The sequence below is a fragment of the Streptomyces sp. NPDC017056 genome, assembly GCF_044332485.1.
Lineage (GTDB): Bacteria > Actinomycetota > Actinomycetes > Streptomycetales > Streptomycetaceae > Streptomyces.
The window spans coordinates 216,505-230,309 of the sequence record NZ_JBIRPD010000006.1 but is presented as its reverse complement, the minus strand read 5'-3'; the positions used below and the strand labels follow the sequence as shown (position 1 = coordinate 230,309).

The window sequence follows — 13,805 nt, the reverse complement described above, 5'->3', positions numbered from 1 at the left end:
AATCACCGGCTCTCGTACAAACCGGACCACCGGCCCCCGCTTCGCAAAAGAGGGGGCTGGTGGGACCGTTGCCGCGCCGATAGGTTCACCCAGACCTTTGCTATCCCAAGGGGAGGGTGCAATGCGCAAGGCCATCAGATGCCTGCTGTCGCTCGCGGTGCTCATAGGCACGGCGAGTGCGGGCACGGCGTCGGCGACGGCGGCCACCGCCGCCAAGCCGAAGGCGACCGACATCAAGGACCGGATCCTGGCGATCCCGGGGATGAGTCTGGTCCAGGAGAAGCCGGCCGACGGCTACCGCTTCTTCGTCCTGAACTACACGCAGCCGATCGACCACCAGCACCCCTCCAAGGGGACCTTCCAGCAGCGGCTGACCCTGCTGCACAAGTCCGTCGACCGGCCCACGGTCTTCTTCACCTCCGGCTACAACGTCAGCACCGAAGTGCGGCGCAGTGAGCCGACGCAGATCATCGACGGCAACCAGGTGTCGATGGAGTACCGTTTCTTCACGCCGTCGAGGCCGCAGCCCGCCGACTGGACCAAGCTCAACATCCGGCAGGCCGCCAACGACCAGCACCGCATCTTCAAGGCGCTGCACCGGATCTACGACCAGAACTGGATCTCCACTGGCGGCAGCAAGGGCGGCATGACGGCGACGTACTACCGCCGCTTCTTCCCCGACGACATGGATGGCACGGTCGCCTACGTCGCGCCGAACGACGTCGACAACGACGAAGACTCGGCGTACGACCGGTTCTTCAAGACCGTCGGTACGGCACAGTGCCGGTCCGACCTCGCCACGCTGGAGCGCGAGGCGCTGCTGCGCCGCGGCGAGATGGTCAACCGCTACACGAAGTGGGCGCAGGACAACAAGAAGACCTTCAAGGTCGTCGGCAACGCCGACAAGGCGTACGAGGTCCTCGTCACGGACCTGGTGTTCGGCTTCTGGCAGTACCAGCCGGCCGCGACCGCCTGCGCCGAGGTGCCCAAGAAGACCGCCACCACGGACGAACTGTGGAAGTGGATCGACAAGATCGGCGGCTTCGACAGCTACACCGACCAGGGCCTTGAGACCAACACGCCGTACTACTACCAGGCGGGCACCCAGCTCGGCGAGCCCGGCTACAAGTACGACCACCTCAAGGACCTGCTGCGCTACCCGGGCATCAACAACTCGCGCACGTTCGTCCCGCGCGACATCCCGATGCACTTCCAGAAGAACGTCATGCGCGACGTGGACCGGTGGGTCCGGCACGACGCCGAGCGCATGATGTTCGTCAACGGCGAGTGGGACCCGTGGAGCGCCGAGCCGTTCCGGCTGGGTTCCGGGTCCGAGGACTCGTACGTCTTCAAGGTCGCCGGCGGCAACCACGGCGCGAACATCGCGAAGCTGAAGGAAGCCGACCGCAAGAAGGCGACCGCTGCGCTGCTCGACTGGGCGGGCGTCGAGGTCGAGGAGGGCGCCAAGGCCACTCCGCAGGCCCCGTTCGACAAGAAGCTGGACAAGCGCGACGTCACGGAGATGTCGATGCTGCGCCCGTGACACGGGACGGCTGACCGGCGGCCCGGCCCGGGCCGCCGGCACCGGCCGGGGGACCTCGTTTCTAACCCGGCCGAGTCACAGGCGGCGGGCACACCCGATCGGTGTCCCGCCGCCCAGTTGTACGTACAGGGCCGTGTCGGCCGGGCAGGCGGCACGGGTACGGACCGCCGCCGTCACCTTGAACTGCGGCGCGCGGGACCCGGTCGCGTCACACGCGGTCTCCTTCACCTGGCCCTTGCGCAGCGTGCGGACGCAGTCGCCGACGATGGTGCGCGGGCCGCCACCCTCACCCGGGTCGCCCGGATGAGGGGGTTCCAGGTTGCGCATGCAGGCGTAGCCCTGCGGCACCGAACCGTCGCCGTTCTCGTCGGAACCCGGGCGGCTTTCGCTGATGTGCAGGACGAAGTCCGTGCGGTCGGGGCACGGCGGGCCCTGCGACTGCGGACCGTCGTACCGCGCCAGGACCTGGGCCGCGGCCTTCTCGCTGCGGCAGGACACTTCGTAGAAGACAGTGCGCCCGCGGGTGCTGCACGTTCCGCGGGCCAGGAACGTGCCGGCGGGTGAAGGTGACGCGCTCTGGCCGCCGTTCTTGTTCGCCGCCGCGCCGCTGCCGTCGCGCTGGCAGGCGGGCAGCGCCAGGAGGAGCAGCATGGCCGCCGCGCAGCCCAGCGCGGCCCCGCCGCCGTGCCACCCGACCCCGCGCATCGCGGCCCCCCTGCGTCCCCCGGTGCGTGTACGCAAAGCGTGACCCGCTCTTTCGGGCCCACGCCAGGCGTAACGGACGCATTGCGCTTCGGGTACGGGCCGCGCAGTACGCACCGCTGCGGGGCTCGCGGTACGGGGGCCGCACGGGCGTGCGCGGCGTCATTCATGCGGGGCTCCGGACCGGAGCCCCGCTGAAACGTTCGGCCCGCTGCGTGGCTCAGTACGAGAGACCGTGCCCGAGCGGGTAGAGCACCGTGTCCGGCGCATCGGCACGCATCACCGGAACCGGCAGCTTTCCCTCCGGATCGCGTCGCCCGGCGATCACCCGTACCGCGGCCCGCAGTTCCACGTCCGTCCAGGAGTAAGCGGCCACAGATGCCCGTACGCCCGGCAAGCGCGCGATGTCGTAAGGATTGCGGATGGCCAGCTGCACGACCGGCTTGCCGGTGGCGAGCAGCGCTTCGACCAGCGCGCGCTGCGACGAGGCCGCCGTGACGTTGTACGTCGCCACGACCGCCGCGTCCTGCTGGCCGAGCGCCGCCACCGCCTGGTCGATGAGCACCTGGGTGGGTGCGGTGCCGGTGGACAGCGCGGCGGCCGTGTAGCCGAGCTGATTGAAGGTTTCTGCGAGCACCTTGGTGGGCGGGCCGCCGGTCCCGGACGGCGACGCCGGGTCCGCGCCGGCCACGAGCAGCCGCCGCTGCGCGCGCCGGGACAGCGGCAGCAGACCGCCGTCGTTGACGAGGAGCGTCGTGGTGCGGTCCGCGATCCGGTCCGCGGTGGCCAGATGCCGTCGCGTGCCGACCGTGCGGTCGACCGCACGGTGTGTCGTGTACGGATCGTCGAGGAGCCCACGCCGTTCCTTGAGCCGCAGGATGCGCAGCAACTTCTCGTCGATGTCGCTCTCGGCCAGCTCGCCCGCCCGTACCGCCTTGAGGACGCCGGCGTAGGCGATGGCGATGTCGGGCGGATTGAGCAGCTGGTCGACGCCCGCCTTGAGCGCGAGCACCGGCACCCGGTCGTCGCCGTACTTGTCGCGCACGCCCTGCATGCCGAGCGAGTCGGTCACCACTACGCCGTCGAAGCCGAGGCGTTCGCGCAGGATGCCGGTCAGGATCGGGCGGGACAGCGTGGCCGGGTCCTCACTCGCGTCGAAGGCGGGGACGACGATGTGCGCCGTCATGATCGAATCGATGCCCGCCGCGATGGCCGCCCGGAACGGCGGCGCGTCCAGCCGCTCCCACTCCTCGGCCGTGTGCCGGATGTACGGCAGGCCGACGTGGCTGTCGGTGTCGGTGTCGCCGTGCCCGGGGAAGTGCTTGGCCGTCGCGGCGACCCGCGCGCTCTGGTACCCCCGCACCTCGGCGGCGACCAGCCGCGCCACCGCTTCCGGGTCGGAGCCGAAGGACCGTACGCCGATCACCGGGTTCGCCGGGTTGACGTTCACGTCGGCGACCGGCGCGTAGTCCTGCCTGATGCCCATCGCGTACAACTCCTCGCCCGCGATACGGCCGGCCGTGCGGGCGTCGTCGCGCGAACGGCCGGCGCCCATCGCCATCGCGCCGGGGAAGAGCGTGGCGGGCGCGCCGATCCGGGCCACTATCCCGTGCTCCTGGTCGGTGGCGATCAGCAGCGGTACGGGTACGCGCTGCGCGGCGGCGGCCCGCTGGATGCCGTTGGAGAGGTCGGCGATCTGGTGGGGCTCGCGGGTGTTGTGCGCCCAGCCGAAGTAGATGATGCCGCCGAGGTGGTACTTGGCGATCAGTTCGGCCGCGTTGGAGACGCCCATCTCCTTGCGGTTGGCCTCGGCGTCGGCCGGGTCGGGGTCGGTCGCGGAGTGCCCGTAGACCCGCATCACGAACAACTGGCCGACCTTTTCCTCCAGGTTCATGCGGGAGACCAGCCGGGCCGGGCGGCTGCGGGAAGCGGTGGCGCCGGAGGCGCGCGAGCCGGAAGTGACGGCGTGAACGGCGCCGCCGCCCGTACCGATGGCACAGGCGGCGGCTGCGGCGGTGGTCAGGACGGTACGTCTGGAGTGCATCTGCGCTCCTTCCGGAGGGCTTCCTCGCCGGGAGCAGTCCCGGCGGCGTGAAGGAAACTTCCAAGAAGTCACGGATAGTCGGAAAAGTTTTGCCGGTCAATGCTCGGCGGCTCTGCCAGTCGGGGGACCGACGCGCGCGGAGGGAGCGGAGGCGGGGCGGCCGGATGCGCGGCCGCGTGATGAGGCGGGCGCGGGGCGGTCCGACCGCGGGGCGGTCCGACGGTGATCCGCCACCGGCGCGATGGAGGGGGGTGCACCGGTGGCGGGTGCTGCCGGCCGCAGGCGGCGGAGAGGGTGGTCAGCAACGCAGCCAGCAGCGAGGCCGACACCGCTCTGCGGGGTCACACAGCACACCGGTCAGACGGTCGGCACGCCTGGCGGGTTCCCCGGTTCGGCCCAATAAGAGGAAATGGTACGGGTGTGAGGGGATGTGTTTCTGAGGTGTCCACGGGAGGCGCAGCGAGGCACCGGCGACGCCTGGTGAGCGGGTGCGGGTGCGGGCGCGTGCCGCAGCGCCCGCACTCAGGACGTCGCCGACGCCACCAGCCGCTCCAGGTGCTCGCGCCCCGCATGCAGCAGCGCCGGAAGGTCGGCGGCCCGTGGATACCAGCGCTTCTCGTACTCCCAGCACAGCCAGCCGTCCCACTGGGCGCGGGCGAGCACGCCGAGGCAGTCGGCCAGCGGAACCGCGCCCTCGCCGAGTGGCAGGGGAGTGGTGTCCTCGGCGGAAGCAACGTCCTTGACCTGGACGAAGCCGAGGTAAGGGGCCAGCGCTGCATAGGTGTCGACCGGGGTCTCGCCGGCGCGCCACGGGTGGAGCACGTCCCACAGAGCACCGATGTTCTTGTGTCCCACCGGGCCCAGCACTCGCGCCGCGTCGGCGCCGCGAGGGTGCGAGTCGTGGGTCTCCAGAAGGACACGTACGTCCCGTTCCGCCGCGAAAGGCGCCACCGCCGCCAGGTGCCGGGCCGCGTCCGCCTCGGCCTCTGCGGCGGGCCGGTCGCCACCACCGGGGAACACGCGAACGAATTTCGCGCCCAGGTCCGAAGCGAGCACGACCAATTCGGTCAGCTCCGCCGCCAGCTCCTCCTCTCCCCGCTCGTCATGGGCCGCGGCCACTCGCGCGTACCCGGACACCGCCAGGATCTCCACCCCGGCTCCGGCGAACTGCTCGCGCACCGCGGCTCGTTCCTGCAGGCCGAGGCGCGGATGTACCGGTTCTTCGGGGTGGGCCCGCAGCTCCACCCCGGCGAACCCGGCGCCGGCCGCCAGCCGCACGACCTCGCCCACCGGCATCCCGGGCACTCCGAGAGTCGAGAACGCATATCGCATATCGCTCATGAGATCCATGTGAACACAAATCAGAGCGGCAAACGCCAGTCCTGACCCACAAGCTCTTGGCCGAAGCTGTGGTGCGGCTTCTCGGCGGTCAGCTCGAAGCCCGCGCGCTCGTACAGGACGCGCGCAGAGCTCAGTACGGAGTTCGTCCACAGGACCAGCTCGCGGTATCCGGCCTCGCGGGCGAAGTCGACGCAGGCGGAGACGAGCGCCCGCCCGGCACCGTGCCCGCGCGCTTCCGGTTCGACGAGGAGCAGCCGCAGCCGGGCGGTGTGGGGCGGCGCCCCGCCCGCCCCTTCCGGAGCCGCTTCCAGGCCGTCCCGTACGCACATGACGGCGCCCACCCGTTCGCCGTCCAGCTCGGCTATCCAGGTGCGGTCCCAACGCGGGTCGTAGCGCTCGGCGTACTCGGCGACGATGCGGGCCACCAGCGCCTCGTAGCTGAGGTCGAAGCCGTACTCCCGCGCATACGGGACGGCGTTGCGCTGAACCATCCAACCGAGGTCACCGGGGGCCGGCCCGCGCAGGCGAAGCGCCGGCTCCGGCCGTTCGCCCGCCTTGCCGAGCAGCTCCCGTATGGTCGCCATCGACTCCGTGAGGCGTGTTCGGTCGGGGCCGGAGAGGCGGTTCAGAAGCGTCCCCGCGGAGTCGCGGGAGCGGCCCTCCAGGAGGTCCGCGGTCGCGCGGCCGCGGTCGGTGAGGGCGATGCGCTGCCGCCGGGCGTCCTGCTCCGAGGGGCCGCGCGTGATCAGTTCGCGCTCCTCGAACCTGGTGAGCAGCCTGCTGAGGTAGCCCGCGTCGAGGGAGAGTGAAAGCCGCAGGTCGGCGGCGTCCACCCGCTGGGCGTGCGCGATCTCGTACAGGACCCGGGCCTCGGTGAGGGTGTACGGGGTGTAGAGGTGGCGGCCGTAGTCGAGTGCGCCTATGAGGTTCGTGTAGAAGCGGTTGAACCTGCGGATCTCCTGGACCTCATGGCCGGTCATGGCACACCCCCGTCTTACCGTTGACCCAGTCAAGGTTGACTGAGTCAAGAGTAGGGGACGGAGGTCGACTCGCGCACCATCAACTCGGCGCGAATTGTGGCGACTCCCCCCGGCGGCGGTGTTTCGTGCCCCATCACCAGCCGACCCGCCCGCGCGCCGGCTTCCCGCAGCGGCAACCGTACGGTGGTGAGCGCCGGGGCAGCGTCCGCGCTGAACGGCAGGTCGTCGAAGCCCGCCACGGAGATGTCGCCGGGTATCCGCAGGCCACGGTCGCGCAGGGCGGCGCACACACCAAGCGCGGCGGTGTCGTTGGCGGCCACGATGGACGTCAAAGCCGCGTCTCTGCGCAGCAGTTCCAGCGCGGCGTCGTAGCCGGCGGCACGGTCGTAGGCGCCGTGGACGGTGCGATGGGCCGGGTCCGGGACGCCGTGCGCGACGAGGGCGGCACGGTGGCCCTCAAGGCGGTGGCGGGTGGTGGTACGGCCGTCCGGCCCGGCGACGTAGCCGATGTTCCGGTGGCCGAGTGTGATCAGGTGCTCGGTCAGCCGCCGGGCGCCGCCGCGGTTGTCGAAGGCGAGGGTGACGGGAGCGGGCGCGGCTGACTCCGGCCGTACGGGCGGGCGGCCGCACAGCACCACCCGGGTGCCGGCCGCTGCGAGCCGCGCCAGCCCGGCGGTCACGGCCGCCATATGGCCGGGGTCCTCCACCGCGCCGCCGGTCATGACGACCGCGGCGGCGCGTTGGCGCTGAAGCAGGGTGAGGTAGGTGAGTTCGCGCTCCGGGGAGCCGCCGGTGTTGCAGACGACTGCCAGTTTCTCGTCGGTCGGCACGAGACGGTGGCCGCGGGCCGGTATGCGGCCTGCGGCATCTGTATGGGCACCGGCGCCCGTGCGGCTCGTGCCGATGTCACCCGTTCGGGTGCCCGTGACGTCGCCTGTCCGTCGTTCCGTCCCTCGGCTCATCTCGGCCTGCACGGCCGAGGCGATGATCCCGAAGAACGGGTCGGCGATGTCGTTGACGAGGATGCCCACGAGGTCGGAGGTGGCGGCGGCCAACGCGCTGGCCGGGCCGTTGACCACGTACTCCAGGTCGGCCACGGCGCGCAGCACCCGTACGCGGGTGCTCTCGGCGACCGGGTAGTTGCCGTTCAGTACGCGCGAGACGGTAGCCGTCGACACCCGTGCCCGCGCCGCAACATCCGCCAGCGTCACTGCCATCGGTCGCCCCACCCCATGTCGTGCCCCTTGTCCCTGACTTCCGCCGCAGGCTAGCTTCTCCCGCGATGGAAAGCGCTTGCTATGCATTTCTGCTCCGCGCTCCCGTCGGCTCGCCCACCGTCGTCAGCCGCTTGCCGCGCGCGCCAGGCAGCCGCCACGCGCCCGCCACGCGGACCGAGTTCTCCAGAAGGGCCGGACCGTGACACGTAAGACCGTACGCATCGCCATGAACGGCGTGACCGGGCGCATGGGCTACCGCCAGCACCTGGTCCGCTCGATCCTCGCGCTGCGGGAACAAGGGGGCCTGGACCTCGGCGACGGCACGGTGCTCTGGCCCGAGCCGGTCCTCGTGGGCCGCTCCGCGCACAAGCTGCGGCCGCTGGCCGAACGCCACGGGTTGGAGCACTGGAGCACCGACCTGGACACGGTGCTCGCGGACGACAGCGTCGACATCTACTTCGACGCCCAGGTCACCGCCGCCCGCGAGGAGGCCGTACAGAAAGCGATTGCTGCCGGGAAGCACGTGTACTGCGAGAAGCCCACCGCCACCAGCTTCGGCGGAGCGCTGGAACTGGCCCGGCTGGCCGATGCGGCCGGCGTCAAGAACGGCGTCGTACAGGACAAGCTCTTCCTCCCCGGCCTGCTCAAACTGCGCCGCCTCGTCGAGGGCGGCTTCTTCGGCCGCATCCTGTCCGTACGCGGGGAGTTCGGCTATTGGGTCTTCGAAGGCGACTGGCAGCAGGCACAGCGGCCGTCGTGGAACTACCGCGCAGAGGACGGCGGCGGCATCGCGGCCGACATGTTCCCTCACTGGGAGTACGTCCTGCACGAACTCTTCGGACCTGTACGCACCGTCCAGGCGCGGGTCACCACGCACATCCCACGCCGCTGGGACGAGAACGGCAAGCCCTACGAGGCCACCGCTGACGACGCCGCTTACGGGATCTTCGAGCTGGAGGGCGGCATCGTCGCGCAGATCAATTCTTCGTGGGCGGTGCGGGTACACCGCGACGAGCTGGTCGAGTTCCAGGTGGACGGCACGGAAGGCTCCGCCGTCGCGGGGCTGCGCGGATGCCGTGTCCAGCACCGTTCCGCAACGCCCAAACCCGTCTGGAACCCGGATGTCCCGGTCGCCGAATCGTTCCGCGACCAGTGGCAGGAGGTCCCGGACAACGCCGACTTCGACAACGGCTTCAAGACCCAGTGGCAGCTGTTTCTGCGGCACGTCGTACGGGACGAGCCCTGGCGCTGGGACCTGATGGCCGGCGCGCGCGGCGTCCAGCTCGCCGAACTCGGGGCGCGGTCGTCAGCAGAGGGACGCCGCCTGGACGTACCGGAGCTGCGGTGATGAACGAGCGAGTGAACGCCCCCGGCTCCCTCGGCGCCCCGCTCGTCTCCCGCACGGTCTTCGCCGCGGCCCACGTGGTCGCCGATCCGCTGGCCGACACCTCTCCCGACGGGCCCGCCGCCATCGACTGGGACACCACCCTCGCCTTCCGCCGCCACCTGTGGTCCCACGGCCTGGGCGTCGCCGAGGCGATGGACACCGCGCAGCGCGGCATGGGGCTGGACTGGCCCGCGGCCGCCGAGCTGATCCGCCGTTCCGCGGCCGAGGCAGCGGCGACCGGCGGGCGCATCGCCTGCGGCGTCGGCACGGACCAACTGCACCCGACCGCAGCCGATCCGTCCGCCATTCGGGGTGCCTACGAGGAACAGCTGGGGCTCGTCGAAAGCGTCGGCGGCCAGGCCATCGTCATGGCTTCCCGGCAGCTCGCGAAGGCAGCCAAGGGCCCGGACGACTACCTGGAGATCTACGGGCACCTGCTGCGCCAGGCCGCCGAACCGGTGATTCTGCACTGGCTGGGGCCGATGTTCGCCCCTGCCTTGGAAGGTTACTGGGGCAGCGCGGACCTGGACGCTGCCACCGATACGTTCCTGCAAATCATCGCCGAGCACCCCGGCAAGGTGGACGGCGTGAAGGTGTCCCTGCTCGACGCCGGCCGCGAGATCCGACTGCGCCGCCGCCTTCCGCACGGCGTGCGCTGCTATACGGGCGACGACTTCCACTACCCCGAGCTGATCGCCGGGGACGAACACGGCTTCAGCCACGCGCTGCTGGGCGTCTTCGATCCGCTGGCCCCGCTGGCGGCCGACGCCGTACGTCTTCTGGACAGGGGGGACACGGCGGGGTTCCGCAAGCTCCTGGACCCGACCGTCGAGCTGTCCCGGCATCTCTTCCAGGCGCCGACGCGGTACTACAAGACCGGAGTGGTCCTGCTCGCCTGGCTGGCGGGGCATCAGCCGCACTTCACGATGGTGGGCGGCCTCCAGTCGGCGCGCTCGCTGCCCCACCTGAAGCGGGCGTACGAGCTGGCCGAGGGCCTCGGCCTCTTCCCGGATCCCGACCTGGCGGCTGTCCGCATGCGCCGGCTGACCTCGGTGTACGGAGGTACGGAATGAACGGCGCCCGGCAAGACGGGCAGGAGCAGCGGGACGGCCTGCTCGCCAGGCTCAGCCTCAATCAGGAGACCGTCAAGCAGTGGTCCCTGCCCGAACTGGCCGACGGCTGCGCTCGGGCGGGCGTACGTGGCGTCGGCCTGTGGCGCGCTCCGGTGCAGGAGTACGGGGTGGCCGCGGCGGCCCGGCTCGTACGGGACGCCGGGCTGACCGTCACCAGTCTCTGCCGTGGTGGCTTCTTCACCGCCCGCGATCCCAAGGCACGCGCGGAGGCGATGGCCGACAACCGGGCCGCCATCGCGGAGGCCGCCGCGCTCGGCACCGACACCCTCGTCGTGGTCTCCGGCGGGCTGCCGCCCGGCAGCCGCGACCTGCACGCGGCTCGGGAACGGGTCGCCGACGCGCTGGGGGAGTTGGTGCCGTACGCGGCCGGGGCGGGAGTGCGGCTCGCGATCGAACCGCTGCATCCCATGTACGCCGCCGACCGCTGCGTGGTCTCCACCCTCGCCCAGGCTCTGGACCTCGCCGAACGGTTCCCGGCGGAGCGGGTGGGCGTGGTCGTGGACACGTACCACCTGTGGTGGGACGACACGATTGGCGCGCAGATCGACCGCGCGGGGACCGCGGGGCGCATTGCGGCCTTCCAACTCGCCGATTGGGTGACGCCGTTGCCTGCGGGCGTGCTGTTGGGGCGCGGCCAGCTCGGTGACGGTTCGGTCGACCTGCGGTGGTTCCGCGAGCGAGTGGACGCCGCCGGCTACCGGGGGCCCGTCGAGGTCGAGATCTTCAACCCGGCGCTCTGGGAACGGCCGGGGGCGCAGGTGCTCGCCGAGGTGGTCGAGCGGTTCACCACCCACCTCGTGCACACCAGGTAACGATGGAATAACCCACCGAATTTGTGCAACCGTTCCCCGGCCGGGCGGGTCGTACTTGTCATCAGGCTCCCGAGGGGAGAGGGAACCGGGGGGATCCGAGGGGGGATCAGGGGGCCGACCGGAGGGGGAGTCGAGGGGCCCGGTCCGACGACCGGGCCCCTCGAAGCGCCCGCGACGTGCCCGGCGAGTCACCCGCCGAAGGGGCTGCGGCGCCCGCCCACGGCCGTGTGGCAGAGCCTCCGAGCTGGGTTATCCACAGGCCGAACGCGATGTCGGACCCGGGCTGTACGGTCGGTTCATGTTCATTCCAGCCGTGGTCGAAGGGGTCCTGGAGCGGATCACCTACGCCAATGAGGAGACCGGTTACACGGTCGCGCGTGTGGACACGGGCGGCGCCGGCGAGCTTCTCACTGTCGTCGGGTCGCTGCTGGGCGCGCAACCGGGAGAGTCGCTGCGCTTGGAAGGCCGTTGGGGCTCCCATCCGCAGTACGGACGGCAGTTCACCGTCGAGAACTACACCACCGTCCTGCCCGCCACGATCCAGGGCATACGCCGCTACCTGGGCTCCGGGCTCATCAAGGGCATCGGCCCGGTCATGGCCGACCGCATCACCGAGCACTTCGGCCTGGAGACCCTCGACATCATCGAGCAGGCACCGAATCGCCTTGTCGAGGTGCCCGGCCTGGGCCCGAAGCGCACGAAGCTGATCGGCGACGCCTGGGAAGAGCAGAAGGCCATCAAGGAGGTCATGATCTTCCTCCAGGGGGTGGGCGTCTCCACCTCCATCGCGGTGCGCATCTACAAGAAGTACGGCGACTCCTCGATCTCCGTCGTCAAGAACCAGCCCTACCGGCTCGCCGCCGACGTCTGGGGCATCGGCTTCCTGACCGCCGACCGCATCGCCCAGGCCGTCGGCATCCCGCACGACAGCCCGGACCGGGTCAAGGCGGGCCTGCAGTACGCCCTTTCGCAATCCACGGACCAGGGGCACTGCTACCTCCCCGAGGAGCAGCTGATCTCCGCTTCGGTCAAGTTGCTCCAGGTCGACACGGGCCTGGTCATCGACTGCCTGGCCGAGCTGGCGGAGGACCCGGAGGGCGTGGTCCGCGAGACCGTGCCGTCCTCGGACGGCGGCGATCCCGTCATCGCCGTTTACCTGGTCCCCTTCCACCGGGCCGAGATCTCCCTCGCCTCGCAGCTGCTGCGCCTGCTGCGTACGGACGAGGACCGGATGCCGTGGTCCCGGGCCGTGGCGTGGGACAAAGCACTGGCCTGGCTCGCGGAGCGGACGGGGGCCCAGCTCGCGCCCGAACAGGAGGCTGCCGTACGGCTCGCCCTCACCGAGAAGGTCGCCGTGCTCACCGGCGGGCCGGGCTGCGGCAAGTCCTTCACGGTCCGTTCGGTCGTGGAGCTGGCCCGCGCCAAGAAGGCCAAGGTGGTGCTCGCGGCCCCCACGGGCCGGGCCGCCAAGCGGCTCTCGGAGCTGACCGGCGTCGAGGCGTCCACGGTGCACCGCCTGCTGGAGCTTAAGCCGGGCGGGGACGCCGCGTACGACAAGGACCGCCCGCTCGACGCCGACCTGGTGGTAGTCGACGAGGCGTCCATGCTCGACCTGCTGCTCGCCAACAAGCTCGTCAAGGCGGTGCCGCCCGGCGCCCACCTCCTGCTGGTGGGCGACGTCGACCAGCTTCCCTCGGTGGGGGCCGGCGAGGTGCTGCGCGACCTGCTCGCGGAGAACTGCCCGGTCCCGGCCGTCCGGCTGACCCGGATCTTCCGCCAGGCTCAGCACTCCGGCGTGGTCACCAACGCCCACCGCATCAACGAGGGCCTGCCGCCGGTCACGACCGGGATGACCGACTTCTACCTGTTCGCCGAGGAGGACTCCGAGGAGGCCGGCCGGCTCACGGTCGACGTGGTCGCCCACCGCATCCCGGCGAAGTTCGGGCTCGATCCACGGCGGGACGTTCAGGTGCTCGCGCCCATGCACCGCGGCCCGGCCGGCGCCGGCGCGCTGAACGGGCTCCTCCAGCAGGCGCTGACCCCCGCCCGGCCCGACCTGCCGGAGCGGCGCTCCGGGGGACGGTCCTTCCGGGTGGGTGACAAGGTGACACAGATCCGGAACAACTATGAGAAGGGTCGCAACGGCGTCTTCAACGGCACCGTCGGCGTCGTCACCAAGATCAACAAGGACGAGCAGTGGCTGACGGTGCTCACGGACGAGGACGAGGAGGTCTCCTACGATTTCGACGAGCTGGACGAGCTGGCGCATGCTTACGCCGTGACCATCCATCGGTCACAGGGTAGCGAGTATCCAGCTGTGGTGATTCCGGTCACCACCGGCGCTTGGATGATGTTGCAGAGAAACCTGCTCTATACCGCCGTTACACGGGCAAAACGACTGGTGGTGCTGGTCGGCTCCCGCAAGGCTTTGGCGCAGGCTGTACGCACCGTATCCGCCGGGCGGAGGTGGACCGCACTGCGCCACCGACTCGCTGGCGCGATGCGTGGTCACCTCTTCCCCAATCGGGGCGAAGGGGAGCAGGATGGGCAGCTGGAGCGGCACTGAGTGCCGCCCGGAGGCCCTATGGCCGACCCCGAGTGCACACGCAAGGTCCAAATGGGGGAAGGTATAGGCAGTCAGGGCAC

10 protein-coding genes are annotated in these 13,805 nt (G+C 70.7%); 5 read left to right on the top strand and 5 right to left on the bottom strand.

The genetic code is table 11. The annotated features are described in order from the left end of the window. Positions 1-121 precede the first annotated feature (121 nt). On the top strand, positions 122-1,543 hold the full coding sequence (locus ACH4OW_RS13500; RefSeq protein WP_360122847.1) for a S28 family serine protease: 1,422 nt from the start codon (positions 122-124) through the stop codon (positions 1,541-1,543). A gap of 75 nt (positions 1,544-1,618) precedes the next feature. Here the strand turns inward: ACH4OW_RS13500 and ACH4OW_RS13495 are convergent, their stop codons facing one another. From ACH4OW_RS13495 to ACH4OW_RS13475, 5 genes are all read right to left on the bottom strand, one after another. Beyond that, the gene (locus tag ACH4OW_RS13495) at positions 1,619-2,248 is read right to left on the bottom strand and encodes a hypothetical protein (RefSeq protein ID WP_398027447.1); all 630 of its coding nucleotides are present in this window, start codon (positions 2,246-2,248) and stop codon (positions 1,619-1,621) included. A gap of 217 nt (positions 2,249-2,465) precedes the next feature. Beyond that, positions 2,466-4,289: a glycoside hydrolase family 3 protein gene (locus ACH4OW_RS13490; protein ID WP_398027445.1), complete on the bottom strand. Its 1,824-nt coding sequence runs from the start codon at positions 4,287-4,289 to the stop codon at positions 2,466-2,468. A 522-nt stretch (positions 4,290-4,811) separates the two neighbouring features. Continuing rightward, positions 4,812-5,621, bottom strand: coding sequence for a sugar phosphate isomerase/epimerase family protein (locus ACH4OW_RS13485; RefSeq protein WP_398027667.1), 810 nt, complete (start codon positions 5,619-5,621; stop codon positions 4,812-4,814). Between the two features lie 29 nt (positions 5,622-5,650). Then, positions 5,651-6,610 carry a GNAT family N-acetyltransferase gene (locus ACH4OW_RS13480; protein WP_398027443.1) on the bottom strand — a complete coding sequence of 320 codons (960 nt, stop codon included), beginning with the start codon at positions 6,608-6,610 and terminating at the stop codon, positions 5,651-5,653. A gap of 44 nt (positions 6,611-6,654) precedes the next feature. After that, positions 6,655-7,827, bottom strand: coding sequence for a LacI family DNA-binding transcriptional regulator (locus tag ACH4OW_RS13475; protein ID WP_398027441.1), 1,173 nt, complete (start codon positions 7,825-7,827; stop codon positions 6,655-6,657). A 199-nt stretch (positions 7,828-8,026) separates the two neighbouring features. Here ACH4OW_RS13475 and ACH4OW_RS13470 point away from each other — a divergent pair, with 199 nt between their 5' ends. The 4 genes from ACH4OW_RS13470 (at position 8,027) to ACH4OW_RS13455 (ending at position 13,725) form a co-directional block, all read left to right on the top strand. Further along, the gene (locus tag ACH4OW_RS13470) at positions 8,027-9,175 is read left to right on the top strand and encodes a Gfo/Idh/MocA family protein (protein ID WP_398027439.1); all 1,149 of its coding nucleotides are present in this window, start codon (positions 8,027-8,029) and stop codon (positions 9,173-9,175) included. After that, on the top strand, positions 9,175-10,287 hold the full coding sequence (locus ACH4OW_RS13465; RefSeq protein ID WP_398027437.1) for a dihydrodipicolinate synthase family protein: 1,113 nt from the start codon (positions 9,175-9,177) through the stop codon (positions 10,285-10,287). Before ACH4OW_RS13470 ends, ACH4OW_RS13465 begins: the two co-directional genes overlap by 1 nt. Further along, positions 10,284-11,159, top strand: a complete 876-nt coding sequence (locus ACH4OW_RS13460; RefSeq protein WP_398027435.1) for a sugar phosphate isomerase/epimerase family protein — start codon at positions 10,284-10,286, stop codon at positions 11,157-11,159. Before ACH4OW_RS13465 ends, ACH4OW_RS13460 begins: the two co-directional genes overlap by 4 nt. A 298-nt stretch (positions 11,160-11,457) precedes the next feature. Beyond that, entirely contained in the window at positions 11,458-13,725 is a 2,268-nt protein-coding gene (locus ACH4OW_RS13455; RefSeq protein WP_398027433.1) for an ATP-dependent RecD-like DNA helicase, read from the top strand. Positions 13,726-13,805: the final 80 nt, after the last annotated feature.